The 23,415-nt window shown below is 68.4% G+C and carries 28 protein-coding genes; 11 read left to right on the top strand and 17 right to left on the bottom strand.

Annotated features, from left to right (window positions below):
• Window positions 1–10 precede the first annotated feature (10 nt).
• Window positions 11–514, bottom strand: coding sequence for an Rv3235 family protein (locus DMH03_RS11335; RefSeq protein ID WP_125791962.1), 504 nt, complete (start codon window positions 512–514; stop codon window positions 11–13).
• A 112-nt stretch (window positions 515–626) separates the two neighbouring features.
• Here DMH03_RS11335 and DMH03_RS11340 point away from each other — a divergent pair, with 112 nt between their 5' ends.
• Window positions 627–1,031, top strand: coding sequence for an HAD-IA family hydrolase (locus DMH03_RS11340; RefSeq protein ID WP_125791963.1), 405 nt, complete (start codon window positions 627–629; stop codon window positions 1,029–1,031).
• Here DMH03_RS11340 and DMH03_RS11345 read toward each other — a convergent pair.
• Window positions 1,006–1,785 (bottom strand): RNA methyltransferase, encoded by a 780-nt coding sequence (locus tag DMH03_RS11345; protein ID WP_125791964.1) that lies wholly within the window; start codon window positions 1,783–1,785, stop codon window positions 1,006–1,008. The two genes, DMH03_RS11340 and DMH03_RS11345, sit on opposite strands and share 26 nt — an antisense overlap.
• A 34-nt stretch (window positions 1,786–1,819) precedes the next feature.
• Here DMH03_RS11345 and DMH03_RS11350 point away from each other — a divergent pair, with 34 nt between their 5' ends.
• Window positions 1,820–3,226, top strand: a complete 1,407-nt coding sequence (locus DMH03_RS11350; RefSeq protein WP_125791965.1) for a wax ester/triacylglycerol synthase family O-acyltransferase — start codon at window positions 1,820–1,822, stop codon at window positions 3,224–3,226.
• Window positions 3,223–3,714, top strand: coding sequence for a hypothetical protein (locus tag DMH03_RS11355; RefSeq protein WP_125791966.1), 492 nt, complete (start codon window positions 3,223–3,225; stop codon window positions 3,712–3,714). The genes DMH03_RS11350 and DMH03_RS11355 overlap by 4 nt, the downstream gene beginning before the upstream one ends.
• A 70-nt stretch (window positions 3,715–3,784) precedes the next feature.
• On the opposite strand, the gene DMH03_RS11360 is transcribed toward DMH03_RS11355, so the two are convergent.
• The 6 genes from DMH03_RS11360 to rsgA all read right to left on the bottom strand — a co-directional run bounded on the left by DMH03_RS11360 (window position 3,785) and on the right by rsgA (window position 9,590).
• Window positions 3,785–4,669 (bottom strand): NAD(P)-dependent oxidoreductase, encoded by an 885-nt coding sequence (locus DMH03_RS11360; RefSeq protein ID WP_125791967.1) that lies wholly within the window; start codon window positions 4,667–4,669, stop codon window positions 3,785–3,787.
• A gap of 60 nt (window positions 4,670–4,729) precedes the next feature.
• The gene (locus tag DMH03_RS11365; protein ID WP_125791968.1) at window positions 4,730–5,524 is read right to left on the bottom strand and encodes a hypothetical protein; all 795 of its coding nucleotides are present in this window, start codon (window positions 5,522–5,524) and stop codon (window positions 4,730–4,732) included.
• Between the two features lie 74 nt (window positions 5,525–5,598).
• A complete protein-coding gene (locus tag DMH03_RS11370) occupies window positions 5,599–6,279 on the bottom strand; it encodes a hypothetical protein (protein WP_125791969.1) in 681 nt (226 codons plus the stop codon).
• 467 nt (window positions 6,280–6,746) lie between these two features.
• On the bottom strand, window positions 6,747–7,595 hold the full coding sequence (locus DMH03_RS11375; protein ID WP_233611437.1) for a hypothetical protein: 849 nt from the start codon (window positions 7,593–7,595) through the stop codon (window positions 6,747–6,749).
• 26 nt (window positions 7,596–7,621) lie between these two features.
• Window positions 7,622–8,518: a hypothetical protein gene (locus DMH03_RS11380; protein WP_125791971.1), complete on the bottom strand. Its 897-nt coding sequence runs from the start codon at window positions 8,516–8,518 to the stop codon at window positions 7,622–7,624.
• A 61-nt stretch (window positions 8,519–8,579) separates the two neighbouring features.
• Window positions 8,580–9,590 carry a ribosome small subunit-dependent GTPase A gene (gene rsgA / locus DMH03_RS11385; RefSeq protein WP_125788387.1) on the bottom strand — a complete coding sequence of 337 codons (1,011 nt, stop codon included), beginning with the start codon at window positions 9,588–9,590 and terminating at the stop codon, window positions 8,580–8,582.
• Window positions 9,591–9,691: 101 nt separating this feature from the next.
• Here rsgA and DMH03_RS11390 point away from each other — a divergent pair, with 101 nt between their 5' ends.
• Entirely contained in the window at window positions 9,692–10,450 is a 759-nt protein-coding gene (locus DMH03_RS11390) for an SOS response-associated peptidase (protein ID WP_125791972.1), read from the top strand.
• Window positions 10,447–11,055, top strand: coding sequence for an alpha/beta family hydrolase (locus tag DMH03_RS11395; RefSeq protein WP_125791973.1), 609 nt, complete (start codon window positions 10,447–10,449; stop codon window positions 11,053–11,055). The genes DMH03_RS11390 and DMH03_RS11395 overlap by 4 nt, the downstream gene beginning before the upstream one ends.
• Here DMH03_RS11395 and DMH03_RS11400 read toward each other — a convergent pair.
• On the bottom strand, window positions 11,005–11,568 hold the full coding sequence (locus DMH03_RS11400) for a hypothetical protein (protein ID WP_125791974.1): 564 nt from the start codon (window positions 11,566–11,568) through the stop codon (window positions 11,005–11,007). The two genes, DMH03_RS11395 and DMH03_RS11400, sit on opposite strands and share 51 nt — an antisense overlap.
• 183 nt (window positions 11,569–11,751) lie before the next feature.
• Window positions 11,752–12,228 carry a Cys-tRNA(Pro) deacylase gene (gene ybaK / locus DMH03_RS11405; protein WP_125791975.1) on the bottom strand — a complete coding sequence of 159 codons (477 nt, stop codon included), beginning with the start codon at window positions 12,226–12,228 and terminating at the stop codon, window positions 11,752–11,754.
• A 190-nt stretch (window positions 12,229–12,418) separates the two neighbouring features.
• Between ybaK and DMH03_RS11410 the strand changes: the two genes are divergently transcribed.
• On the top strand, window positions 12,419–13,057 hold the full coding sequence (locus DMH03_RS11410) for a sigma-70 family RNA polymerase sigma factor (RefSeq protein WP_125792889.1): 639 nt from the start codon (window positions 12,419–12,421) through the stop codon (window positions 13,055–13,057).
• Window positions 13,054–13,377 carry a mycothiol system anti-sigma-R factor gene (gene rsrA, locus DMH03_RS11415; protein ID WP_125791976.1) on the top strand — a complete coding sequence of 108 codons (324 nt, stop codon included), beginning with the start codon at window positions 13,054–13,056 and terminating at the stop codon, window positions 13,375–13,377. Before DMH03_RS11410 ends, rsrA begins: the two co-directional genes overlap by 4 nt.
• A gap of 80 nt (window positions 13,378–13,457) precedes the next feature.
• Here rsrA and DMH03_RS43035 read toward each other — a convergent pair whose 3' ends face one another.
• Window positions 13,458–13,532, bottom strand: a complete 75-nt coding sequence (locus DMH03_RS43035; RefSeq protein ID WP_369299112.1) for a 50S ribosomal protein bL37 — start codon at window positions 13,530–13,532, stop codon at window positions 13,458–13,460.
• 106 nt (window positions 13,533–13,638) lie between these two features.
• On the opposite strand from DMH03_RS43035, the gene DMH03_RS11420 reads away from it, so the two are divergent.
• The gene (locus DMH03_RS11420; protein ID WP_125791977.1) at window positions 13,639–15,162 is read left to right on the top strand and encodes a sensor histidine kinase; all 1,524 of its coding nucleotides are present in this window, start codon (window positions 13,639–13,641) and stop codon (window positions 15,160–15,162) included.
• A gap of 319 nt (window positions 15,163–15,481) precedes the next feature.
• Here DMH03_RS11420 and DMH03_RS11425 read toward each other — a convergent pair whose 3' ends face one another.
• A complete protein-coding gene (locus DMH03_RS11425) occupies window positions 15,482–15,736 on the bottom strand; it encodes a WhiB family transcriptional regulator (protein ID WP_026466945.1) in 255 nt (84 codons plus the stop codon).
• 273 nt (window positions 15,737–16,009) lie between these two features.
• On the bottom strand, window positions 16,010–16,936 hold the full coding sequence (locus DMH03_RS11430) for a diacylglycerol kinase family protein (protein WP_125791978.1): 927 nt from the start codon (window positions 16,934–16,936) through the stop codon (window positions 16,010–16,012).
• Window positions 16,937–17,218: 282 nt separating this feature from the next.
• On the opposite strand from DMH03_RS11430, the gene DMH03_RS11435 reads away from it, so the two are divergent.
• Entirely contained in the window at window positions 17,219–17,722 is a 504-nt protein-coding gene (locus tag DMH03_RS11435; protein WP_199748831.1) for a hypothetical protein, read from the top strand.
• A gap of 68 nt (window positions 17,723–17,790) precedes the next feature.
• Here DMH03_RS11435 and DMH03_RS11440 read toward each other — a convergent pair whose 3' ends face one another.
• Both DMH03_RS11440 and DMH03_RS11445 read right to left on the bottom strand, forming a co-directional pair.
• Window positions 17,791–18,270, bottom strand: coding sequence for a GNAT family N-acetyltransferase (locus DMH03_RS11440; protein WP_125791979.1), 480 nt, complete (start codon window positions 18,268–18,270; stop codon window positions 17,791–17,793).
• The gene (locus tag DMH03_RS11445) at window positions 18,270–18,863 is read right to left on the bottom strand and encodes an acid phosphatase (RefSeq protein ID WP_125791980.1); all 594 of its coding nucleotides are present in this window, start codon (window positions 18,861–18,863) and stop codon (window positions 18,270–18,272) included. The genes DMH03_RS11440 and DMH03_RS11445 overlap by 1 nt, the downstream gene beginning before the upstream one ends.
• A 62-nt stretch (window positions 18,864–18,925) precedes the next feature.
• On the opposite strand from DMH03_RS11445, the gene DMH03_RS11450 reads away from it, so the two are divergent.
• Window positions 18,926–19,396 carry a hotdog fold domain-containing protein gene (locus DMH03_RS11450; protein ID WP_125788396.1) on the top strand — a complete coding sequence of 157 codons (471 nt, stop codon included), beginning with the start codon at window positions 18,926–18,928 and terminating at the stop codon, window positions 19,394–19,396.
• Between the two features lie 76 nt (window positions 19,397–19,472).
• On the opposite strand, the gene DMH03_RS11455 is transcribed toward DMH03_RS11450, so the two are convergent.
• Window positions 19,473–20,150: a hypothetical protein gene (locus DMH03_RS11455; protein ID WP_125791981.1), complete on the bottom strand. Its 678-nt coding sequence runs from the start codon at window positions 20,148–20,150 to the stop codon at window positions 19,473–19,475.
• Between the two features lie 921 nt (window positions 20,151–21,071).
• Between DMH03_RS11455 and DMH03_RS11460 the strand changes: the two genes are divergently transcribed.
• Window positions 21,072–22,679, top strand: a complete 1,608-nt coding sequence (locus DMH03_RS11460; RefSeq protein WP_125791982.1) for a GMC oxidoreductase — start codon at window positions 21,072–21,074, stop codon at window positions 22,677–22,679.
• A gap of 1 nt (window position 22,680) precedes the next feature.
• Here the strand turns inward: DMH03_RS11460 and DMH03_RS11465 are convergent, their stop codons facing one another.
• The gene (locus DMH03_RS11465; RefSeq protein WP_125791983.1) at window positions 22,681–23,286 is read right to left on the bottom strand and encodes a dTDP-4-dehydrorhamnose 3,5-epimerase family protein; all 606 of its coding nucleotides are present in this window, start codon (window positions 23,284–23,286) and stop codon (window positions 22,681–22,683) included.
• Window positions 23,287–23,415 lie beyond the last annotated feature (129 nt).

Consider the following 23,415-nt stretch of genomic DNA (forward strand, 5'->3'; position numbering starts at 1 on the left):
TTCACGCGCATCAGGCCGCGAGCGCGGAGACCCGGCGCGGCGGCTTCAGCAGGTGGAAGCGGGTGCACACCCAGCCCGACGGAGTCCGCTCGAAGCGGGCGGCCAAGGCGAGGCAGCGGTCGTTCTGTTCGACGGTCGCGCAGGCCTCGATGACGCCGTCCGCGGGATGGCACAGGTGGATCGACTTCGGCCGGTAGCCGCCCGGCGGACGGCGCCGGCCTCGGTCGAGCAGCGCGCTGTGGAGCGCCGGGTCGAGGATCGGCCGCACCTGGACCGCCGGACGGCGTCCGTCGCAGGCTTCGAGGATGGTGGTCAGCAGCCTGCCGACCTGCCGCCGGTCCGGGGTGTCGGGCCGTGGCTCCGGTACCTCCACGATCTTTTCGCCGGACAGCGGCAGATCGAGCACGAGCTGGTTGTCCGGCGCCGCCACCCGGTGCACCGCCCTGCCCGGCCTGCCGGCGAGCCGGTACGGCGGTTCGAACGGCTCGAGCGGTCTCAGTACGTACGAACCCATCAGACAGTCCCCCTCCGCGGCCCCCTCGGCCACGCCCAGCAAGTAAGGGACCGGTGGCGGGCCGACCGGCGACAGGGACCGCCCGAGAGGATGAACCGTGCGGTGATCGCTTGTGTACGGTGGGCCGGTGCTGAAAGGGCTGGTCATCGACTACGTCGGGGTGCTCACGGACGACGGCGCGGACGAGCTGTACGCCTATCTGCGGGCGGCCAGGGGACGCGGTATCAAAACGGCCTTGCTGTCGAACGCTCCCGGCGCGTCGGACGAGGCCAAGCGGTCGCTCGCCCCGTTCTTCGACGCGCTCGTCTTCTCCGGCGAGGTCGGCGTGGCCAAACCCGAACGCGAGGTCTACCTGCTCACCGCGGGGCTGCTCGACCTGCCCGCCGACCGGTGCGTGTTCGTCGACGACGCGGCGCACAACGTCCGCGCCGCGGTGTCGGCCGGGATGGCGGGAGTGCACCACACGTCGGTCGAGGAGACGCTGACCGAGCTCAGCGCTTTGTTCCCGAAGCCGTAGCCCGGCGCACCAGCTCGAAGGACAGCACCGCGGCGGCGGCCGAGACGTTGAGCGACTCGACCTCGCCGGGCATCGGGATCGACACCCATTCGGTCACCAGTTCGCCGACCTCGGCGCCGACGCCGTTCGTCTCCCCGCCCAGTACGAAGGCCGCGCGCTGCGGCAGCTCGACGTCGAACACCGAACTGTGTGCCGAAGCGCCCAGCGCGTAGATGCCGTACCCCGCTTCGGTGAGCATTTCGGCCGCTTCGCGCGCGCTGCCGCACCGCAGCACCGGCGCGCGGAACGCGACCCCGGCCGAAGCCTTGACCACCATCGGGTCGAGGGCGGCGACCCCACGCCGCGGCACCACGACACCTTCCAGCCCGGCGGCGGTCGCCGTGCGCAGGATCATCCCGACGTTCGCCGGGGTGGTGATGCCGTCGAGCAGCAGCACCCGCGACGGCGGCCTGCCGTCGGAAAGGGCCGCGTGCAGCGACCGCATTCGCGGGGCGACGACGTCGGCCAGCACCCCTTGGTCCTGTTTGCCGTTGCCGGCCAGCACCTTCACGCGGTGCGCGCTCGCCCGCTGCACCGGCACCCCCGCGGCCTTGGCGGCACGCTCGATCTCGGCGGCGTTCGGCCCGCGCACGGTGTCGGCGAGAATCACCTTGTCCACCTCGAGCGTCGCGTCGTCCAACGCCTCGAGCACCGGTTTGCGCCCGTACACCGTCAGGAACCGGTCCTTCGGCGAGATCACCGACTCATCACCCACACCGGCGAGTGTCCCACTATGTAAGGATCGGCCCATGCCCGACCGCCTCTCCGCGCTCGACGCCTCGTTCCTGTACGTGGAAGACCACTCGACCCCCATGCACGTCGGCGGTGTGGCGGTCTTCGAGCGACCGCGCGACGGCTTCACCCATGAGCAGCTGCTGGACCTCGTCGGGCAGCGGCTGGCGTTCCTGCCGCGCTACCGGCAACGGGTGCTGGAGGTGCCGGGTCATCTCGCGCGGCCGGTGTGGGTCGACGACGTCGACTTCGACCTGAACTACCACGTCCGCCGGTCCGCGCTGCCGCAGCCGGGCTCCGACGGCCAGCTGTTCGATCTCGTGGCGCGCCTGATGTCGAGGCGCCTCGACCCGGGAAGGCCGCTCTGGGAGGCGTACTTCGTCGAGGGGCTCGCGGGGGATCGCGTCGCGCTGGTGACCAAGACGCATCAGTCGGTCGTGGACGGGCTCGGGACCATCGAGCTCGGCCAGCTGATCCTCGACGCCACCCCGCAGGAGCCGGAACCGTTCGACGACAACTGGCATCCGCGCCGGGAACCGAGCCGCACGCAGCTGATCCTCGACGCGGTGGCCGAGACCGTGCAGCGGCCGACGGAGCTGGTGGAGAACGTCCGGTCCATCGCCCACGACGCCACCGCCATGGCGGGCAAGGTCACCGAAACGGTCGGTGACGTCGCGTCGGCGCTGAAGACGATGGTGCATCCGGCGCCGTCCGGGCCGCTCAACGTCCGCACCTCCGGCGGCCGCATGTTCGCCGTGGTCCGCACGCGGCTGGAGGATTTCCGCAAGGTCCGCGCGGACCACGGAGGCACGGTCAACGACGTCGTACTCGCGGCGATCACCGGCGCACTGCGGGAATGGCTGCTCTCCCGCGGTTCGAACCTGACCGCGACGACCACCGTGCGCGCGCTGGTGCCGATGGCCGTCCGCGACGCCGAGACGGCCGAATACTCGACGCCCGCCCTGGTCGGGAACCAGGTCGACGCCTATCTCGTGGATCTCCCGGTCGGCGAGCCGAACGCGGTCCTGCGGTTGCAGCACATCGGCCACGCGATGGCGGACCACCTCGACTCCGGCCGTTCGGTCGCCGCGCGCGGGCTGCTGACGGTCGGCGGCTTCGCGCCGGCGACGCTGCATTCGCTGGGCGCGCGGGCGGCCGGGTCGATGTCGGGGCGCATCTTCAACGTGCTGATCACGAACTCGCCGGGCCCGCAGGTGCCGCTCTACGCGGGACAGGCGAAGATGGTGGAGATGTTCCCGGTCATGCCGCTGGTGCGCAATCAGGCGCTGGCGATCGGGGTCACCTCGTATCACGGTGGTGTCTACTTCGGACTGAACGGCGACCGCAAGGCCGTGTCCGATGTGGACCTGCTCGCCGGGATGATCGAGGAATCGTTGGAAGAGCTGAAGGGTGCGCACTGGTGAGGGTCTATCTACCGGCGACGATCGCGATGCTCCGTGAGCTCGAAACCTCGGGAGAGTTCCGGGCACGCAGCGGCACGGGATTCGCGCTGACCCCGGCGCTGCGGGAGTCCTACGCCAGCGGATCCGACGAAGAACTGGAGTACGCCGCGCTGCTCGACGCCGCCAGGGCGTCGCTCCGGCTGATCGAGGCCGAGGAGAAGCCCGAGCCGCGGCGGGTGGTGATCTCGGCCGACATCGAGGAGGTCACGCTGCGCCCGGACCTCGACGCCGCCGTCGTCCGGCTGTCCGGGCCGGTGAAGATCGCCGACGTCGCCGCGATCCACGTCGACGCCGCGGAGGCCGCGGAGTCGGTGCGGGCCGCCGCCGCGGTGATCGACCAGGCCGACCTCGGCGACCCGGACGCGGAGTTCACCCTCGGCGACGCCGAAGACCACGAACTCGCCTGGTACGCGCCCCAAGAGCTCCCGTTCCTGCTGGAACTCCTGTAGCCCGTCTGCGTTTCGTCCTCTGAACGCGGTCCTTGCACGCGCAACTACCGCATTCAGAGGACGAAACGCGTCAGAACCAGGACGGGCCGGGCACGGGGCGTTCGGGCCGCCAGCCGGTCGCTTCGGTGAGCCGGGCCGAGACGACCCGCTGTGAACGCGCCAGTACCGACATCAGGCCCAGCCGGTTCGCCAGCCACTTCGGCACCGCGCGCGGCCGCCGGACACCGGCCGCGACGGCCATCGCCTCGCCGAGTTCCTGCTTCCGCACCGGATCCGCGGCCAGGTTGTAGACGCCGCTCGGCGCCCGCAGCGCCGCGAGGACACCCGCCGCCGCGTCGTCCGGGTGAATCGGCGCGGTCCAGTCGGTCCGGCGGCCGATGATCAGCGGCGAACCGCGCCGCGCGGCCGCCAGCATCGTCGTGGTCATCGCGTCGTCTCCGACCAGGAGCCCGATCCGCAGCCGGATCGCGGTGCGGCCCTCGTCCGCCAGTTCCGCGATGTTCGCGTGCGCCACCGTCGAAGACGCGATGTTGCCGCTCAGCGCGAGAGGGGCGTCCTCATCGAGTTCCTCGTCGCCGCCGTCGGCGTAGACGAACGAAATCCCTTCCTGCACCACGATTCCCAGCTCGTCGACCCGTCGGGCGGCGTCGGCGAGGGTCCGGCTGCCCTCGATCCGCACTCGGTCGTTCTCGGCCCAGCCGGACAACGTCATCGCGTGGCGCGCGTCCGGGATCCGCGTCGCGACGTTCACCACCGCGTCGTGCCCGTTCAGCGCGCCTGCCAGCGAATCGACGTCGAACAACGAGCCCTGCACCGGTTTCGCCCCGGTCTCCCGCACCGCGGCGACGCGGTCCACATCGCGGGCCAGCCCGCTCACCTCGTGGCCTTCGGCCAGCAGCCGACGCACAAGCGGACGCCCCAGCACCCCGGTCGCCCCGATCACCATCACGCGCATGTTCATTCCTCCTGTCGCCTTCACAAGAGGGACGAGACGGCGCCGGGGAACGTGACAGGGTCAGCCTGCCGGGATCTCCCCGATCTCCTCCGGCGGCGGCGCCTGGATGTCGGCCTGCGTGCCCCATTCGCGGTAACGCGTGACGATCCGGGCCATCGCGCTGTCCGGGACGCCGGAAGCGGCGAGGACGGGGGCGAGGTCGAGCACGATCTGCAGCGGCTGGTTTGCGTCGTCGAGCCAGACCTCCATGGGGATCTTCCCGAGCTTGCCTTGCAGCTCGCCGACGGCCTCCGCCGACAACCCGGCGGGCAGGTCACCGCCCAGCGCGGCCATGTCGACGTCGAGCCGGTAGCGCTCGGCGGCCACGCCGTCGAGTTCGACGTGCCCCGATTCGGTGAGCGTGCCCGCCCGCCGCACCTGGTCGAGCGCGCGGGCCGGATCGTTCTGCTTCGCCAGCTGGTCGATGCTGCCGCCGGCGACCTGCGAGAACGGGTCCGCGCCGTCGGGGGACACCTTGACCCAGGGCTTCCCGCCGGGAACGTCCTCACGGGCGGCCTCGGGAACCTTGGCGAAGACGGTCTTGTCGACCAGCCGGAGTTCGAGCGCCTCGCCGAGGAAGTCCGTGGTCATGGCCAGCGCGGTGCCCGTCCCCGCGACCCGCGCCTGCCCCTGGCTCTTCGATCGCATCGTGCCCGCTGTGACGTCCGTGGCGAACTTCGCGGCCTTGCCGTTCATGGCGGACATGGCCCCGTCGGCGAGCGCGCGGGCGTCGGCGAACGAGACGGTCTCGCCGTCGCACGCGCCGAGCAGCGCGCCGAGGACGAGCACGACGGTCGACAGGGCCGTTCTTCGCATGAGGACCTGCTTTCACAGTGCGGGCACCCCAAGCGAAACACAGCCGCGGACCTCGCCCCGATCGGGGGAACGGCTCAGCGGCTGTCGCCGACCGCCTCGGGCGGCGGCGCGATGATCACCACGTCCGAAGCCCAGCTCTCGTACTTCACCGTGGCCTTGTCGACGCTGACCTGCACCGGCCGCTGCTCGGCGTCCAGCCACACCTCGGCGGGGGCGCCGCCGAGATCGAGGACGTAGTGCGTGGCGGCCGTGCCGTTCACGTCGGCCGGTCCGGACTTGGTGACCTTGCCCGATTTCGCGATCCGGTCGATCGTGCGGGTCGGATCCATCGTCTCGACGACCTTCGTCATCAGCGCGCCGTTGGCCGCCGAGAGCGCGTCCTTGCCGTCGGCGGTGATCTTGACCCATTCCTTGCCGGTCTTGTTCTCCTGGAGCTGGGCGTCCGACAGGTGGTAGTAGAGGACGCCGTCGGCGAAGATCAGGTCCCGTTTCTCACCGGCGACCTCGGCGACCATGGAGAACTTGCTGTTCGGCCCCTCGTAGAGCCCGGAACTGGTGACGACGACCTTGCGGCCGTCCTCCGCGGTGGTCTCGAGCGCGACCTTGGAAGAACGCGCCTTCTGGGTGCCCGCGGCGGCGGCCGAAGCCAGCTGCGCCGCGTCCCGCGCGGGTGGCGCCGCCGGTTCCTCTCCGCCGGAGCAGCCGCCCAGCAGCAGGAGAGCGGTACAGACGACGGCGAATCCGGTGGCACGCATAGGACTCCCTCGGGTGAATGGTCTGTACCACCACCGTAGTGCCTGTCGCGTGAATTTCCACCGTCCGAATGTCGGGGTACGCGTGAAGGCCCCTTCCCTCGGCTGAACCGAGGGAAGGGGCAAGTCGAGACCTTGCAGGTCAGGCGACTGTGTCCGATTGATGCCGCTATGTGCGGTTCTGCAGGGGGTCGTGAGTGGCAATGAGGGTTAGAACAACAAAAATCACTCACGACCCTCTCGCGAAACCGTGCAAATCGCCCAAATCGGGCACATTCGTCTCGTAAAGGGTCCCTTGTGGACAGTCAAGAGCCGGGTGAGGCTCCTTGCGGGAGCCCGCTCCTGTCGGGTCCGCCGTGACACGTTCGCCTTGTCCCGCTCTGGCGGCGGAGCCGACCAGCAGTTATGCGACTAAGGCCCGCTTCCTCGGCTGAACCGAGGGAAGCGGGCCTTCAGGTGCGAACAGGAGGCTAGCCGCCGGCCTTCTTCATGATCTCGGCGTAGTCGCCCACCTCGGCGGCGGGCGGCGGCGCGATGTCCACCGGCGTGCCCCAGTCGCTGTAGGTGTACGTCGACTTGGCCTCACCGGCCGGTGAATCTCCGATCGACCTCAGGAACGAGGTCATGTCCGTGGTCATCTTCAGCGGAACCTGCTCGGCGTTGAGCCAGAGTTCGGCCGGGACCCGCAGATCCTTGCCCGCGAGCCGCTTCTCGACCTCCGCCCGCTGATCGGCGGAGAGGTCGTCGCCGAGGAACAGTTCGATCTGCTTCTTGGCGTCGAACTCGACGAAGTAGTGGTTCACCGGGACGTTGTCCAGCTGGGTCTGCTCCGACCTGACGATGCGGCCGGTCTTTTCGACCAACTCCAGCTGCTTCGCCGGGTCGCTCATCTCGAACGACTTCAGCAGGGCCTTCCCCGCGGCCTTCGTCTGAGGATCCTCGCTGTTCAGCGGAATCTTCCCCCAGACCTTGTCCGTCTTGAGCCGAGCTTTCTCCGCCGCGGGGAACTTGACGAACAGCGTCTGGTCCACCAGACGCAACGTGCCCGTTTCACCGTCGAAGGTCATGTTCGCCTCGATCTTCGAGGCCGCGCCGTCGTAGAACGCCACCATGGTGCCCGTGACCTTGGAAGTCCCCATCATCCCGTCGACGGTCGTCTTGGAGGATTTCGCTTTCCGAGTGCCTTGCTTCGCCGCCTCGACGAGGCCGAGCGCGTCGGCGAACGGGGTGGCCAGCGCGAGCTCTCCACCCTTGTTCTCGGCCGTCACGGCCGGGCGGGTGCCGCAGCCCGTGACCACGAGGGTCAGGGCCGCGGCCACCGCTGCCGCTTTGAAAGTGCGACGCACTACCGGCCGCCGGCCTTCTTCATGATCTCCGCCAGGTCGCCGACCTGGTCGGCGGGCGGGGCGGTGACGGTGATCGGCGTACCCCAGTCGGTGTACTTGATCGTGGCCTTCGCCGAGCCCTCACCGGGAGCTCCCAGCGCCTTCATGAACGCGGTCTGGTCCATGGTGACCTGCAGCGGAAGGTTGTCGGCGTTGAGCCACAGCTCGGTGGGGATGGTGACGTTCTTGCCCTTGAGCTTCGCGTCGATCTGCTTCTGCGCCTCGGGCGGGAGCGGCACACCGGCCTCGCCCACGACGAGCGCGATCGCCTTCTCGACCTCGATGTCGATGACGTAGTGGTTGGTCAGCTCACCGTTCAGCTGGACCTGGTCCGACTTCGTGATCTTCCCGGCCTTCGCGACCTGCTCCAGGGTGCGGGACGGGTCGCTGTCCTTGACGGCCTTCGACATCATCTTGCCGAGCAGCTGCGACATCGGGTCCTGGCCGTCGGCCGAGACCTTCACGTACTCCTTGTCGGTCTTCATCTCCGCCTTGTCGGCGGCGTCGAGCTTGAAGTACAGCGCCTTGTCGACGAACAGGATGTCCATCTTCTTGCCGTCGCTGTCCATCGACATCGAGAACTTGCTGTTCTCGCCGTCGTACAGGCCCTGACCGGTCACGGTCATGGTCTGGCCGCCGGAAGAGGCCTCCATGGAGACCTTCGACGACTTGGCCTTCGTCGTGCTCTCCTTGGTGAGAGCGGCCAGCTGGACCGCGTCGCCCAGCGGTGACGAAAGCATGCTCTTCGCTTCGGAAGGAGCAGGGGCAGCCGCGCCGGGCTGCTTCTCGCCACCGCAGGCGGACAGCGCCAGGACGGCGGCCGTGGTGATGGCGGCGAGCGTGATTACGCGCTTCAAGTGGACCCCTCAGAAAAAGTTGATCTAATCCGAACGGGTTATCGCTCCAGCCCGGAATTAGTTACCGATCGTCGTCATGCCCAGCTCGGGACCCCAAAAGCCGGCGCAATGAGCCCAGTCGCTCCGGGCTGGCGTGACCGTCGGTGACCACGTCGTCGAGCGCGCAGTCCGGGTCCGAAGGCGGCCCGAGGTGGCCGCAGCCGGAAGGGCACTCTTCGGCGGCCTCGGCGAACTCCTCGAAGGCGAGCACGATGTCGTCGGCGGTCACGTGCGCGAGCCCGAAGGAGCGGATGCCCGGCGTGTCGACCACCCAGCCGCCGCCGGGAAGGGGGAGCGCGACCGCCGCGACGGACGTGTGCCTGCCCTTGCCGACCGCGCTGACCACGCCGGTCGCCAGTCCGGCGTCCGGCACCAGCCGGTTGACCAAAGTGGACTTCCCGACACCCGAATGCCCGACCAGCGCGGTGACCCGGTCCTTGAGCCGCCCGGTCAGTTCCTCCGGATGCTCGTCGTGCCGGGTGACCACGGCCGGGATGTCGAGGCCCGCGTAGCCGGCGAGGAGTTCGTCCGGGCTCGCGAGGTCGGCCTTCGTGAGGCACAGGACAGGTTCGAGGCCGCCCGCGTAGCAGGCGACGAGGCAGCGGTCGATGAACCCGGTGCGCGGCGGGGGATCGGCCAGCGCGGTGACGATCAGCAACTGCTCGGCGTTGGCGACGACCACCCGTTCGAAGGGATCTGTGTCGTCCGCCGTCCGGCGCAGCACACTGGAACGTTCGTCCACCCGGATGATTCGGGCGAGCGTGTCCGGCTTGCCGCTCACGTCACCGACGATGCCGACGGTGTCGCCGACGACGACCGAGACCCGGCCCATCTCGCGGGCCCGCATCGCGGTGACGACGCGCTCCGGATCCGAGTCGATCGCGCAGGTCCAGCGCCCGCGGTCCTTGCCGATGACCATCGCCGTGGAGGCGTCGGCGTGCTCGGGACGGCGTTTGCTGCGCGGCCTGGTGCCCTTGCCGGGACGGATCCGCACATCGGTTTCGTCCAGCCTGCGCCAGTCCTTGCCAGCCAAACCGCCTCCTGCTCTTCGAACACCGCGGAACAATGATCCCATGCTGCTCGCCATCATCCGGCCGGCGTGTAACGATGACGGTCGATCAGGGAGGTTTTCGCATGTGCGGGCGCTATGCCGCCACCAAGGATCCCGCGGCGCTGATCGACGAGTTCGCCGCGGTGGATCTGACCGAGGGCCGGATCCGGACCGACCACAACGTGGCGCCGACCAAGGACGTCCCCACCGTGGTGCAGCGGCATCCGCGGGACGCCGACGGCGCGGTGCTCGAGGACGAGCCCGCCGTCCGGTCGCTGCGGATGATGCGCTGGGGACTGGTCCCGTTCTGGGCGAAGGACCCCGGAGTCGGCTCGAAGATGATCAACACGCGTGCCGAGACGGCCAAGGAGAAGCCGTCGTTCAAGAAGGCGGTCTCCGCACGGCGTTGCCTCGTCCCCGCCGACGGCTGGTACGAGTGGCGGCGTGACGGCAAGGAGAAGCAGCCCTTCTTCATGACCGGACCGGATGACGGCTCGCTCGCGTTCGCCGGAATCTGGGAGACCTGGCGGCCGAAGGACGACAAGGAAGCCGACCCGCTGATCACCTTCTCCGTGATCACCACGGACTCGGTCGGCAGGCTCACCGACATCCACCACCGCATGCCGCTGCTGATGCCGCGCGAGAAGTGGGACACCTGGCTCGACCCCGACCGGTCCGACGTCACCGACCTGCTCGTCCCGCCCGCCGAGGACCTGGTCGACACGATCGAGCTGCGGCCGGTGTCCAGCCTGGTCAACAACGTCCGCAACAACGGCCCGCAGCTGCTGGACCGCGTCGAACCAGCCGCCGAAAGCGCGCTCTTCGACGTGCCGAAGTCATGACGAAACTGGAGATCGACACCGCCTACGGCCCCGCGCGGGCCGAGCTGCACTGTGCCGAGGAGGGCATCGCGGTGCTGATGCTCGGCCACGGCGCCGGCGGCGGGATCGGCGCGAAGGACCTGGTCGCGGTCACCCGTGCGGCGCAGGCGGCCGGTGTCCACGTCGCGCTCGTCGAACAGCCGTACCGGGTGGCGGGCCGCCGTGCTCCCGCACCCGCCACACAACTCGACACCGCCTGGCTCACCGTGGCCGACGAGATCTCCGCACACTTCGACGATCTCCCGATCGTCTTCGGCGGCCGGTCCTCCGGGGCCCGCGTCGCCTGCCGGACCGCCGCGGCGGGACAGGCGGTGGCGGTGCTCTGCCTTGCCTTCCCCGAACACCCGCCGGGAAAGCCGGAGAAGTCCCGGCAGGGCGAGTTGGACGCCGTCGAGGTCCCGACGCTCGTGGTGCAGGGCGAGCGTGACCCGTTCGGCCTGCCCAAGGCGGGGCCGCATCACGAGATCGTGGTGCTCCAGGGCGACCACAACCTCAGCGCGGACCTGGAAGGCGTGTCACGCGCGGCCGCCGAGTGGCTGGAGCGTGTGCTGCGGCCGCTCGCCTGAGAGCCGTCGCCGGGCGTAATGCACGGTGACCGCGGCCAGCAACGGGCCCCAGAGCAGGAGCGGCGCGTAACAGGCCGCCATGACGATGCCGTAGACCGGCGAGTCCTCCCAGCTGCCCGGCGGCATCGAAGAACCGGCCTCCGCCCAGCCGAACAGCGCCTGGACGCTCAGCGCGATCAGGGCGATCGCACCGGCGGCGGCCGGGAGGATCGCCGCGAGCGGCGGGATCCGGCGGCCACGCAGCCCCGGGATCCAGCGCGGCCACACCTCGCCCCACGGCCGGACCAGCCCGAGGGTGAGGAACGCGAGCGCTTCGGCGAGCAGGCTCAGGCCGAAGACGTAGGCCGTGCCCCAGCCGGGGATGCCGAACTCGACCAGCCCCTGCGCGGTGAACCCGACCGGGACGCCGAGGCCCATCGCGATCCGCCACAGCCCGGACGGCAACGTCGCCAGCAGCGTGGCGTGGGCGGCGAGGTTCGCCCATCTCGGTACACCGGACACGGTCTCGGTCATTTCGTCGCTCCCAGCAATCGTCGTTCGCTTGCCGATGACGATTCCCGAGCGCGGCCGCGTGATCTTCCCGCTGCGGACCGACCCCCCTCCCTCGCGAGGGTGAACCCCATCCCCGCATTTAGTCCTCTGAATGCGGTCCTTGCACACGCAACTACCGCATTCAGAGGACTAAATGCGGGGAGGTCAGCCGGCGATCGGGGCGACGACGGCACCCGTAAGCCGCACCAGGTCACCGGGCGCGAGTTCGACCTCCAGGCCGCGGCGTCCGGCCGAGCAGTGCACGGTCTCGAACTTCTCCGCCGAGGCGTCGATCACCACCGGCAGCCGGCTCCGGTGCCCGAGCGGCGAGATCCCGCCGAGCACGTATCCCGTCGCGCGCTGCGCGGCGGCGGGGTCGGCCATCTTCGCCTTCTTGCCGCCCGCGGCGGCCGCCAGCGCCTTCAGATCCAGCTGGCCGGTGACCGGGACCACGCCGACCGTCAGTTTCCCGTCGACCTCGGCGACCAGTGTCTTGAACACGCGCGCGGGGTCGAGCCCCAGCGCCTCGACGGCTTCGAGGCCGTACGACTCGGCCCGCGGGTCGTGGTCGTAGGCGTGCAGTGTGTGTGTCACTTTCTGCTTCGCCAGCAGCGCCGTCGCCGGGGTTCCCTTGCCTGCCATGGGCGGAGTCTACGAGCGCGCCGGGAATGCCCGGCCGGGCCGCACTGTTGGAAGCCACGTGTCCACCACACTCGAAGCTCCCCGAATCCTGATCCCGCGCACGCCGGGCGGCCAGGTGATCCGTCCGCGCGTAAACTCGTCGACGTCTCATGCGCACAAGCGCATCGACGCCGATCGGGAAGGGAACGGTTTGCCGAGCACGCAGAATCCCGCGCCGGACACGGGCACGGACGCCGAAGAGGCGGCCGCGCGGGCCGAGCGCTTCGAGCGGGACGCGATGCCCCTGCTCGACCAGCTGTACTCGGCCGCCATGCGGATGACCCGGAATCCCGCCGACGCCGAGGACCTCGTCCAGGAGACGTACCTGAAGGCGTACGCGGCCTTCGCGTCCTTCAAGGCGGGTACGAACCTCAAGGCGTGGATGTACCGCATCCTCACGAACACCTACATCAACGGCTATCGCAAGCGTCAGCGCCAGCCGGTGCAGCAGCCCACCGAGGAGATCACCGACTGGCAGATCGCCAAGGCGGAGAATCACACCTCCAGCGGGCTGCGCTCGGCCGAGGTCGAGGCGATGGACAACCTGCCCGACGCCGACGTCAAGGAAGCGCTGCAGAAGCTGCCGGAGGAGTTCCGCCTCGCGGTCTACCTCGCCGATGTCGAAGGTTTCGCGTACAAGGAGATCGCCGAGATCATGGACACGCCCATCGGCACCGTGATGTCCCGGCTGCACCGCGGCCGCGCCCAGCTCCGTGACCTGCTCGCCGACGTCGCCCGCGAGCGGGGCTTCATCCGCGCGGGCAAACAGCAGGAGGTGGCGGGGCGATGACCGACGACTACTGCAGCGGCGCGGACGACAAGGTCAAGTGCGAGGAAGCCCTCGCCGACATTTACCTGCTGCTGGACAGGGAGTGCAGCGAGGAGCGCGACGCCGCCCTGCGCAAGCACATCGAGGACTGCCCGCCGTGCCTCGAGGAATACGGCATCGACGAGCACATCAAGCAGCTGCTCGCCCGTAAGTGTGGCGGCGACCACGCGCCGGACGACCTCAAGTCCCGGCTGCGGGCCTCGATCCGCCAGACCGTGCAGACCAAGGGCGCGATCACCATCGAACGCACCGAGGTCAAAATCGAGCAGACCTTTGACTAGCACTGTGTAAACGCGGCTCAGCTCACACGAAGGCCCCCGTACCGGATCGGTGCGGGGGCCTTCGTGGTCTGATCGAATGATCAGGAGTTGGGCTTCTTGCCGTGGTTCGCGCCGTTCTTCTTACGGTCGCGACGCTTGCGGGCGCGCTTCGACATGTTTCACTCCTCGTCCGAGTGGCCCTCGCGGGGTGATACGACACCGCTGGGCCAGGGTCAACCTCTCCAGTGTGTCATGCGGCCCTCACCCTGCTTGGATGGGGACGTGTCCACCCTTTCCGATCTGCTCGCGGAGAACACCGGCCTGTCCGGCGAGGCCGCGGATCATCTCCAGACCGTGGTCGCCGAATGGCAGCTGCTGGCCGACCTGTCCTTCGCCGACTTCCTGCTCTGGGTCGCCGTCTCGGAGGAGTTGCAGCCCGACGGCGGCGACTACGTCTGCGTCGCGCACGCGCGCCCGACGACGGCGCCGACCGCCCATCCGGAGGACGTCGTCGGCTCCCGGTTCACCGTCGACGAGCATCCGCAGCTGGCGAAGGCGAGCCGCGAGGTGCGGATCTGCCGCGAAGAGGATCCACACTGGTATCGCGACCTGCCGATGCGCCGCGAGGCCATCCCGGTGGTGTTCGCGGGCACGGTGATCGCCGTCCTCAGCCGCGAGACCAACCTGGCGGCCTCGCGGGTGCCGAGCCCGCTCGAAATCGCCTACCTCGGCAGCGCGGGCGACCTGTGCCAGATGATCGTCGACGGCACCTTCCCCAGCCCGGGGAACCAGACGGACACGCACACCAGCCCGCGTGTCGGCGACGGCCTGATCCGCCTCGATCCGACCGGCACCGTGGTCTTCGCCAGCCCGAACGGGTTGTCGGCCTACCACCGGATGGGGCACGAATCCGACCTCGTCGGGCAGCGCCTCGCGCCGCTGACCCGGTCGCTCATCCGTGACCCGTTCGACGCGACCGAGGTTTCACACCGGATCATCGAGGCGCTCGACGGCAAGCCCAGCAGCCGCACGGAGGCGGATTCCCGCCGTGGCGCCGTCGTGCTGTTCCGTGCGCTGCCGCTGCGTCCCGCCGGGCAGGCCGCGGGCGCGCTGGTGCTGGTGCGCGACGTCACCGAAGTGAAGCGCCGTGACCGCGCCCTCCTGTCGAAGGACGCGACCATCCGTGAGATCCACCACCGGGTGAAGAACAACCTCCAGACCGTCGCCGCGCTGCTGCGGCTCCAGTCGCGCCGGACCTCCAGCGAGGAGGCGCGGCTCGCGCTCGGCGAATCCGTGCGCCGGGTCTCCTCGATCGCGATGGTGCACGAGGCGCTGTCCATCTCGGTGGACGAACGGGTCGATCTCGACAAACTGCTCGACAACGTCCTCCCGATGGTCGGTGAGGTCGCGACGGCCGAATCGCAGGTCGGGCTTTCGCGCAAGGGCTCGTTCGGCGTCGTCGTCGCCGAGATCGCGACGCCGTTGGTGATGGTGCTGGCCGAACTGGTCCAGAACGCCATCGAGCACGCGTTCCCCGGCGGACGGCCGGGCAAGGTCGAACTCGAGGTGGAACGCTCGGCCCGCTGGCTCGACGTCGTCATCCGCGACAACGGGCGCGGACTGCCGTCGGGTTTCTCGCTGGAACGCAGCGACGGCCTCGGGTTGCAGATCGTGCGGACCCTGGTGGAGTCGGAACTGCGCGGCTCGCTGTCGATCCGCGGACTGCGCGGGGAATCCGAGGAGACCGTCGGCCGCCGTGCGGGAACCGAAGCGGCGTTGCGGATCCCGTTGTCGCGACGGCTGTGAGCCACGCCGCCACGGCGTCCGGAGTGGACTGTCCCTTTTGATCGTCCCTTGTGGACAGTCTTACCCGGACACGTTTTAGGGCCGGCGCCCGAAGAGAAAGTTGGCGCCGGCCCTGTAACGGTTCCGCGGGAGGACTTGGGAAAGTCCGGTGAAGCCATACCCCCGTGGGGGTGTGTCGGCCTCGCTTGTTAAGCTCAAGTCGGGTACGTGTCACCTCACGACGCGCGGCCATACAGCCACTACGCCGCGGGAGTTTCCCGAAGCTTGGGGTCTTGCTCAGTTGTGAGTTATACGATGAAGCGTGCTGAGTCCGAAAGACTCAGGCGGAGGTACGCGTGCCGATGTGCGTACGACGGCGCTTCAGGGCCCGTCGCTCGTCCTCGCTCATCCCGCCCCAGACGCCTGCGTCCTGCCCGCTGGCCAAAGCCCAGGCCAAGCAGTCGGAAGCGACGGTGCAGCGGTGGCACACGGATTTCGCCTGAGTTACCTGCGACAGAGCAGGACCGCTGGTTCCCACCGGGAAGAACAGCTCGGGGTCCTCGTCTCGGCAGGCCGCGTCATGGCGCCAGTCCATGTTTCTGAGCTCCTTCATAACGGCGCGGTACACCGCGCCATAGTCGTCATGGCGGTCGTTTTTTTGGGTGCTTGTGAATGCTTTCACGAAGCACCCGTTTCGACAAGGGTTTTCTGAAGATCGGTGAGTCAGCTCACCCGGCCGAGCGACGCTTCTGACCTGCGGTTTCGTTCCGAAACAGCCTCCCGAAGGGAAGGCCGATGCGGTGAGCGGAGGTTCTGCGTCGATGAGCGGCAGGTCGTACTTTGCCGCAGGCGATCAGCGGTCCGGTCGTCAGACGATTACCGTCAGTGCTCCCGGGACGCTGAAGAACTCCACCCTCTTCCGCTGGCCGACGAGGTCGCCGTCCACCTGGAAGTTTACCGGTTCAGCAGCGTCTATGCGGATCATCGGCAGGTCATCGTGACGAAGGAGACGTCGTCCGCGTTGGTTGCTCTTCGTGAGCAATGCCTGCCGTACATGCTTGAACACGGTGGGCAATCCCAGACCGTTCAACGCGAAAAGGCCCAGTCCGGTGTCGAACGAGCTGCCCGGGTTGAGGTGGACGGGACGGTCCCCCAGGTAACTCCACGGATCGGTGTTCGACACGAAAGCGGTCAGCACTTCGGTGGGCTCTTCACCCGGGATCCGGACCGTGAGGGGCGGACGGCCGAGCGGAGGCCGCAGATGCGACACCACGGCGGCCCTCAGATAGAGCCCCGCGGTGGTCTGCTTGCCCCGTCGCTTGGCCACCCGGCCGACGACGTCGGCGGCCCAGCCGAGGCCGGCGTTGAAGGTGAACCAATGGCCGTCGGCGATCCCGAGGCCGACTTTGCGGCTCCGGTCGTTCTCGATGGCGTTGAGAAGCTGATGGGTCGCTTCCACGGGATCGTGCGCGATCCCCAGCGCGCGGGCGAAGACGTTCGCCGAGCCGCCCGGCACGACACCGAGCATGGGGACGTCGCCGATCTTCGCCGGATCGCCGTCGGCGTCCGCGAGCAGGCCGTTGACGACCTCGTTGACCGTGCCGTCGCCGCCGTGGGCGACCACCAGGTCGATCCCGTCGCGGGCGGCGGACCGGGCCACGGCCATCGCGTGGCCGCGGTAGTCGGTCTCCACCACGTCGAGTTTGACCTGGCTGGCCAGTGCGTGCGCCAGCACGTCACGGCCACCGGCGGTGGTCGAGGTGGCCTGGGGATTCACGACGAGGATGGCACGCACATACCGCAGGGTAAGCCTCTTCGGCCCGAAGAGGGGAGCGTCAGGTGACGCGAAGCTCAATGGCACGTGCGTCCTCGGAGCAGCACCTTATGACCCCTGTGGCGGGCGTCCCTCCTCACTGTCGCTGAATGACAGCGTGTCGTGACAAGTGCACCCGGGCCGACCGCCCGCTCATCGACGACGCCTCCAATTCTTCCCATACGGCGGTCCGGGGAAACCGGCCGACCGGGTGGCATACGATCGAAAGCGCTCACGTACGGTGACCCGCCCTGGTGGAGCGCCGTGACCGGAAGCCTGGAAGGCTGTTTCGCCGTGTCCATCGCAGACAAGCTCTCGCCCGCGCCCCGTGAAGTCCGCCTCGCCGGGGCCGTCACCGCGCCGCCGGGGCTCGCCCTGATCGTGTTCGCGATCCTGCTCCTGGTCAACGGCCAGGCCGGACCGGAGAACCTGCTGGCCGAGGTCGCCTACTACCTCGTCCTCGCCGCCGGAACGCTGGCCTGCGCGGCCGGCCTGGCGATGGGGAAGACGTGGGCTCGCTCGCCCGGTGTGGTCGTCGCGCTGATCCTGGTGGGGGTCGGCTGGTACGGCGCGGGCCCGTCCGGGCAGCCGCTGTGGGGAGTGCCGCTCGGGCTGATCGGCGTCGCCGTCATCGTGCTGCTGTTCCGCCGCCCTTCGCGCGCGTGGGCGCTCGGGATGCAGGACGGCGAGAGCGAGGAGGAAGCCGCCGAGCGCGACGGCGCCGCGGGTCGTGCGGCGCGTCGCGAACGCGAAGAGCGGGACCTCTGAATCTTCGAGTGCGGCGTCCAGTCACGTGAGTTACGTGTCTGATCACGTGAGTTACGCCTTCGCGCTCGCTAGACCTGGGCGGCGAGCGCCTTCAACGGCTCGTCGGTGAGGCGGTCGACGGTCCATTCGTCCATCGGCACCGCGCCGAGGGACTTGTAGAAGCCTTGCGCCGGGTTCCAGTTGAGTACCGACCATTCGAGGCGGGCGTAGCCGCGCTCGACGCAGACCGCCGCGAGGGTGGCCAGTAGCGCCTTGCCGAGGCCGGAGCCGCGCTGCTCGGGGCGGACGTAGAGGTCCTCCAGGTAGATGCCGTGCACGCCGCGCCAGGTGGAGAAGTTGAGGAACCAGAGCGCGTAGCCGACGATTTCGCCGTCGACCTCGGCGACGTGGCCGAACAGCCCGGGAGCCTCGCCGAACAGCGCGGTGCGCAGCTGCTCGGACGTGAGGTGGCATTCGTCCGGGGCGCGTTCGAACTCGGCGAGGTCGTAGACGAGCTGGACGACGGCGTCCACGTCTTCTTCGCGGATGCGCCGGATGCGGTCGTCCACTAGTCCTCCGTCGTGGGGAGCAGGTTGAGGTGTTCGATCTGCGGCTCGCCGCGTTCGTCGCCGAGCACCTCGACGCCGGCCGGGTCGAGTCCGAAGTGGACGCCCGCGGTCGACGGCAGGCCGACCCAGCGCGCGACCAGGACGCGGCTGAAGTGTCCGTGGCCGACGAGGATCACGTCACCCCTGCCGAGCGGTTCGTGGACGCGGTCGATCAGCTTGTCCGCGCGGGCGTTGACGTCCTCCGCGCTTTCGCCGCCGGGGATCGGATGCGACCAGACCGTCCAGCCGGGAACGGTCTCGCGGATCACCGGTGTGGTGACGCCCTCGTAGTCGCCGTAGTCCCATTCGGCCAGCTCTTCGGTGACCTCGTCGACGCGCAGCCCGGCCAGCTCCGCCGTCCGCAGCGCGCGGGTGCGGGGGCTGGAAAGGACGAGGGCGGGAGAGCCGCCGAGCACCGCGCGCAGGGTGCCGCCCGCCGCGCGGGCCTGCCCCTCGCCGGCGGCCGTGAGCGGGATGTCGGTGCGTCCGGTGTGCCGTCCGTTGACGGACCACTCGGTCTGACCATGCCGGAGGAGGAAGAGCCGATGTGCCACGTTGCGAATATAGCCTGCGGTCCGGTTATGCTACTGGTGAGTAACATGATGAGGAGACCGTGATGGCGCAGAATCCGACCTACGCGATGTGGAACCGGCTGGCGGGCAAGCCGGTCGGCAAACAGCTGTTCTCGGCGGCGATGTGCCTGCGTGTGCCGTACTTCCGGACGGTGCTCCCGACGGTGCGCGACCTGCGTCCCGGCCGGTGCGAGGTGACCTCCCCGAAGTGGTGGGGTGTTTACAACCACATCAAGACTTTTCACGCGATCGCGGCATGCAACCTGGCCGAGATCGCCATGGGCATGCTCGCCGAGGCGACCGTCCCGGCGACGCATCGCTGGCTGCCGAAGGGAATGACGGTCGAGTACGTGGCGAAGGCCGAGACGGGTCTGCGCGCGGTCGCCGAACTGCCGGAGTTGCCGGAATTCGGCGACGAGGGCTTCGAGCTCCCCGTGCCGGTGACGATCACGGACACGAACGGGAAGCCCGTCGTGACCGCGACCATCACCATCTGGGTGACCAAGAAGAAGTGAGCACCTTCGCATTTGGTCCTCTGGATGCGGTCCTTGCGCGTGCAACTGCCGCATTCAGAGGACTGAACGCGGGTGGTCAGAGGGGCTTGAACTGGACGTAGGTCGTCTGCTTGAAGGTGTTCTTCCCGCTCGGCGACGGCAGGCCGAGCAGCTGGTCCGCGACCGGCGCCAGCCTGCCGCAGCCGGTCGTGGCCGGCAGGGCGAGCTGAGTGTCGACGACGCCGAACTTCACCGTCTTCGGGTTCTGTGAGATCACCTCGAAGGGCACCGCGGGATCGTCCTTGACCACCGAGTGGAGCGGCGCTTCGAGGGTGCCGATCGTGCATTCCTTGGGCAGCAAGGGATGTCGCAGGGCGGCGTAGAGGTCCAGCTCGCCGCGGCGTTCGTCGTTCGACTGGAAGTCCGAGTAGCCGCCGTACTTCAGCTGCATGCTCGCGCCGAAAGTGCCGCGGATCCGGGCGGGCGCGTGCCGCAGTTCGCCGAAGACCTGCGCGAATTTCCCGTCGATCTCGCCTTCGGAGAACGTCAGGCGCATCTCCCCGAGCGGGATCTCCCGGTCGCCGATGGTCAGGACTCCTTGGGAGACAAAGGCTTCACAGCGCCAGGTCCCGGGGTCGGCGTTGGCGGGCGGTGCCGGGCATGCGGAGAAGTCGAAGTCGGGCACGGGCGACGGTGTCGCGGCGGCGTGGCCGGGAAGGGCGAGGAGGGCGGCTGCGGACAGTGCGGCCGCGGTCGCGGCGAGAAGACGTCTCATGACTCGAAAGAGTGGCCCGCGGCGGCCTGGGTCACATCGGGGAAGGCCCCCAGGGGACCCCTGGGATCGCCATGTCGCTTAAGTTGATCTTGGGCGGGGTTCTGGCCATAAGTGGTGACGGTTTCCGCAAGCGCTCGGTTGCCCTGGCCGACGGGAGCCGGCACGCTCCTGGTGTCCACCGTGGACGCATTTCGGTGACTGGATGTCCGATTGATGGCGAAATGGGCGTTTCTGTCAAGGGGTCGTGAGTGGCAAAGGTCGTTCTAACGAGCTTCCCCTTGGGTACCTACTGCGTGACCTGTGGCGCTTCTTGCGTGATGACGTGATGCCGGGTTGAAGTACATGAAGGACCCCTTCCTGTACCTAGGCGCAAGGATGGGGTCCTTCATGTACTCGGGTTCTGCGCGTGAAGGGCCCCTTTGAGACCTTCAACGTCTCAAAGGGGCCCTTCACGACATCACCACGAACCGCGAAAACTCACGTGAGCGCCTGGCTGGAGTCATTTGGGTACCGGGGGGAGGTGTGAAGGTCGAGTTTCCTCGGCTGAGCCGAGGGAAGGGGGCCTTCACGGACCGGGACCTGGCATCAACCTCAGCCTCAACCACGTAGGTACCTAAGACACCCTTGGTTCTAACGCTCATTGCCACTCACGACCCCCTCCCGCTGCTGCGCAAAGCACCCAAATCGGGCGCCCAGATTCGGACTGGTGTCCCGTGTGGACAGTCGCGCCCGGGTCTGCTGCCGGTGACCGGTCCGGCTTGATCGAGCAGACCGGCAGCCGCTCAAGGTCAACTTGTACGACGTGGCATTGCCCTTGGATCGCCACGTTCGAGTGAAAATAAACGGTGTTTACCCAGCTGACGCGAATCTGCTTCGGATTCGACCTTGAAGGTGCGTCGAACGGCGGGCGATCATCGGCCCATGTCCCCACTGTCACGCCGCAAGTTCCTCGGGTTCACCGCGCTCAACTCCGCCGCGGCTCTCGGGCTCACCACGATTTCCACCGCGCGGGCCCAAGAATCGTCTCCGGGCTTCTCGACGGCCGTGGTCATCGGCACCGGTTACGGCGCCGCGGTCACGGCGCTTCGGCTCGGCGAAGCCGGGATTCCCACGGTCATGCTCGAAATGGGCAAGTTGTGGGCCGACCCGGGGCCGGACGGCAAGGTCTTCTGCGACATGCTCCGGCCGGACCGGCGGGCCATGTGGTTCAAGGACCGCACGCAGGCCCCGCTCGCCTCCTTCCTGTGGCTGGATGTGGCCAACCGCGACATCAAGCGGTATCCCGGAGTCCTCGACAGGGTGAACCACGGCGACATGTCCGTCTACGTCGGACGAGGGGTCGGCGGCGGTTCGCTGGTCAACGGCGCGATGGCCGTGACCCCGAAGCGGTCGTACTTCGAGGAGATCCTGCCCGCCGTCGACGCCGACGAGATGTACGGGACGTACTTTCCGCGGGCCAACCAGGCCCTCGGCGTGAACCACATCGATCAGCGGTGGTTCGAGACCTGCCGTTCTTACCGCTACGCAAGGGTTTCCCGGAAGGCGGCGGCGCGAGCGGGACTCAAAACGGTGTTCGTGCCCAGCGTCTACGACTTCGAGTACATGAAGCGGGAAGAAGACGGCACGGTGCCGCGGTCGGCGCTCGCGTCGGAGGTCATCTACGGCAACAACCACGGCAAACGGTCTCTCGACAAGACCTACCTCGCGGCCGCGCTGGGCACCGGGAACGTGACCATCAAGACGCTGCACCAGGTCCGCGGGATCACCCGTCAGACTGACGGCACCTACGTCCTCGCCGTGCACGAGACCACGGAGGACGGCGTGGTCGTGGCGAGGAAACAACTCGGCGCGAAGTACCTGTTCCTCGGTGCCGGCAGCCTCGGTTCGACGGAACTGCTCGTGCGGGCGCGGGAAACCGGGACGCTGCCCGAGCTGAACGACGAGGTCGGCCGCGGCTGGGGCACCAACGGCAACGTGATGCTGGGTCGCGCCAACCACGCGTGGGATCTCGGCGGATCGCTGCAGTCGGGGATGCCCGCGCTCGGCATCGACGCGTGGGACGACCCGGTGAACCCGGTCTTCGCCGAGGTCGCGCCGGTGCCCGCCGGAATCGAGACCTGGCTGAGCCTGTACCTGGCGATCACGAAGAATCCCGAGCGCGGCCACTTCACCTACGACGCCGCCACCGACTCCGCGCGGTTGCGCTGGAACGCGGCGCAGGGGCAGCCGTCGATCGACGCGGCGAAGTCGTTGTTCGACAAGGTCAACCGCGCGAATCGCACGATCTACCGGAGTGACCTGTTCGGGGATACGCGGTCGTTCGAGAACCGGTTCACCTATCACCCGTTGGGTGGTTTGGTGCTGGGTAAGGCCACCGACCTGTACGGCCGGGTGAAGGGCTATCGGAACCTCTACGTGACCGACGGATCGCTGATCCCGGGCAGTACCGGGGTGAATCCGTTCGTCACGATCACCGCGCTGGCCGAGCGGAACGTGGAACGGGTGCTGCGGGAGGACTTGGCGCGCTAGCTCAGTTCGCGGCCCGCAACTTCTCGTAGTGCGCCACGCAATCGTCGTATCGCGGCAGCCATCCCTGCTCCAAGGCCTCTTTCAGATGGGGCGCGGCGGCGTCCTTTTCAGACACCACAGGTTCGATCTCCTGTGGCCATGGCAGCGCGAGATCGCTGTCCATCGGGTTGATGCCGTGCTCACCGGCCGGGTTGTACGGCTCGGAGCAGAGGTAGGTCATGACCGTGTTGTCTTCGAGCGCCATGAAGGCGTGGCCGAGGCCTTCGGCGACGTAGACCGATTTGTACTCGACGCTGTCGAGCACTACGGACGCCCATTCGCCGAACGTGGGCGAGCCGACGCGGAGGTCGACGATGACATCGAGCAGTGAACCGCTCGGGCAGTAGATGTACTTCGCCTGCCCGGGCGGGGTGTCCGCGAAGTGCAGTCCGCGGATGGCGCCGCGCCGGGAAACGCTGGTGTTGGTCTGCGCCAGGCGAAGCCGGTGTCCGACCGTTTCGACGAACACCTCTTCCTGGAACGGCGCCACGAACTGGCCGCGGTGATCGGGGAAAACGCGAGGGGTGAACTCGAAACAGTCGGAGATGCCGAGGCGCCTGGCTTGCATACCTCAATGCTAACCAGCCGTTCTCAAGCCGGACGGACGTCTTGCTATACCTCTCGTGAGCTGCGGAAAGCCGGACCGGTTTGTGACATGAACCGCACCAGAGGGGCACACTGGTCCGCACGCCTGTCA

Origin of the sequence: Amycolatopsis sp. WAC 01376 (assembly GCF_003947415.1) — a bacterium.
Taxonomy (GTDB): Bacteria; Actinomycetota; Actinomycetes; order Mycobacteriales; family Pseudonocardiaceae; genus Amycolatopsis.

Bases quoted from the DNA above. Each gene is read 5' to 3' on its own strand.
- DMH03_RS11335 (WP_125791962.1), bottom strand. From the start codon at position 514: ATGGGTTCGTACGTACTGAGACCGCTCGAGCCGTTCGAACCGCCGTAC.
- DMH03_RS11350 (WP_125791965.1), top strand. From the start codon at position 1,820: ATGCCCGACCGCCTCTCCGCGCTCGACGCCTCGTTCCTGTACGTGGAA.
- DMH03_RS11360 (WP_125791967.1), bottom strand. From the start codon at position 4,669: ATGCGCGTGATGGTGATCGGGGCGACCGGGGTGCTGGGGCGTCCGCTT.
- DMH03_RS11365 (WP_125791968.1), bottom strand. From the start codon at position 5,524: ATGCGAAGAACGGCCCTGTCGACCGTCGTGCTCGTCCTCGGCGCGCTG.
- DMH03_RS11370 (WP_125791969.1), bottom strand. From the start codon at position 6,279: ATGCGTGCCACCGGATTCGCCGTCGTCTGTACCGCTCTCCTGCTGCTG.
- DMH03_RS11390 (WP_125791972.1), top strand. From the start codon at position 9,692: ATGTGCGGGCGCTATGCCGCCACCAAGGATCCCGCGGCGCTGATCGAC.
- DMH03_RS11395 (WP_125791973.1), top strand. From the start codon at position 10,447: ATGACGAAACTGGAGATCGACACCGCCTACGGCCCCGCGCGGGCCGAG.
- DMH03_RS11400 (WP_125791974.1), bottom strand. From the start codon at position 11,568: ATGACCGAGACCGTGTCCGGTGTACCGAGATGGGCGAACCTCGCCGCC.
- ybaK (WP_125791975.1), bottom strand. From the start codon at position 12,228: ATGGCAGGCAAGGGAACCCCGGCGACGGCGCTGCTGGCGAAGCAGAAA.
- rsrA (WP_125791976.1), top strand. From the start codon at position 13,054: ATGACCGACGACTACTGCAGCGGCGCGGACGACAAGGTCAAGTGCGAG.
- DMH03_RS11425 (WP_026466945.1), bottom strand. From the start codon at position 15,736: ATGGACTGGCGCCATGACGCGGCCTGCCGAGACGAGGACCCCGAGCTG.
- DMH03_RS11450 (WP_125788396.1), top strand. From the start codon at position 18,926: ATGGCGCAGAATCCGACCTACGCGATGTGGAACCGGCTGGCGGGCAAG.
- DMH03_RS11455 (WP_125791981.1), bottom strand. From the start codon at position 20,150: ATGAGACGTCTTCTCGCCGCGACCGCGGCCGCACTGTCCGCAGCCGCC.
- DMH03_RS11460 (WP_125791982.1), top strand. From the start codon at position 21,072: ATGTCCCCACTGTCACGCCGCAAGTTCCTCGGGTTCACCGCGCTCAAC.
- DMH03_RS11465 (WP_125791983.1), bottom strand. From the start codon at position 23,286: ATGCAAGCCAGGCGCCTCGGCATCTCCGACTGTTTCGAGTTCACCCCT.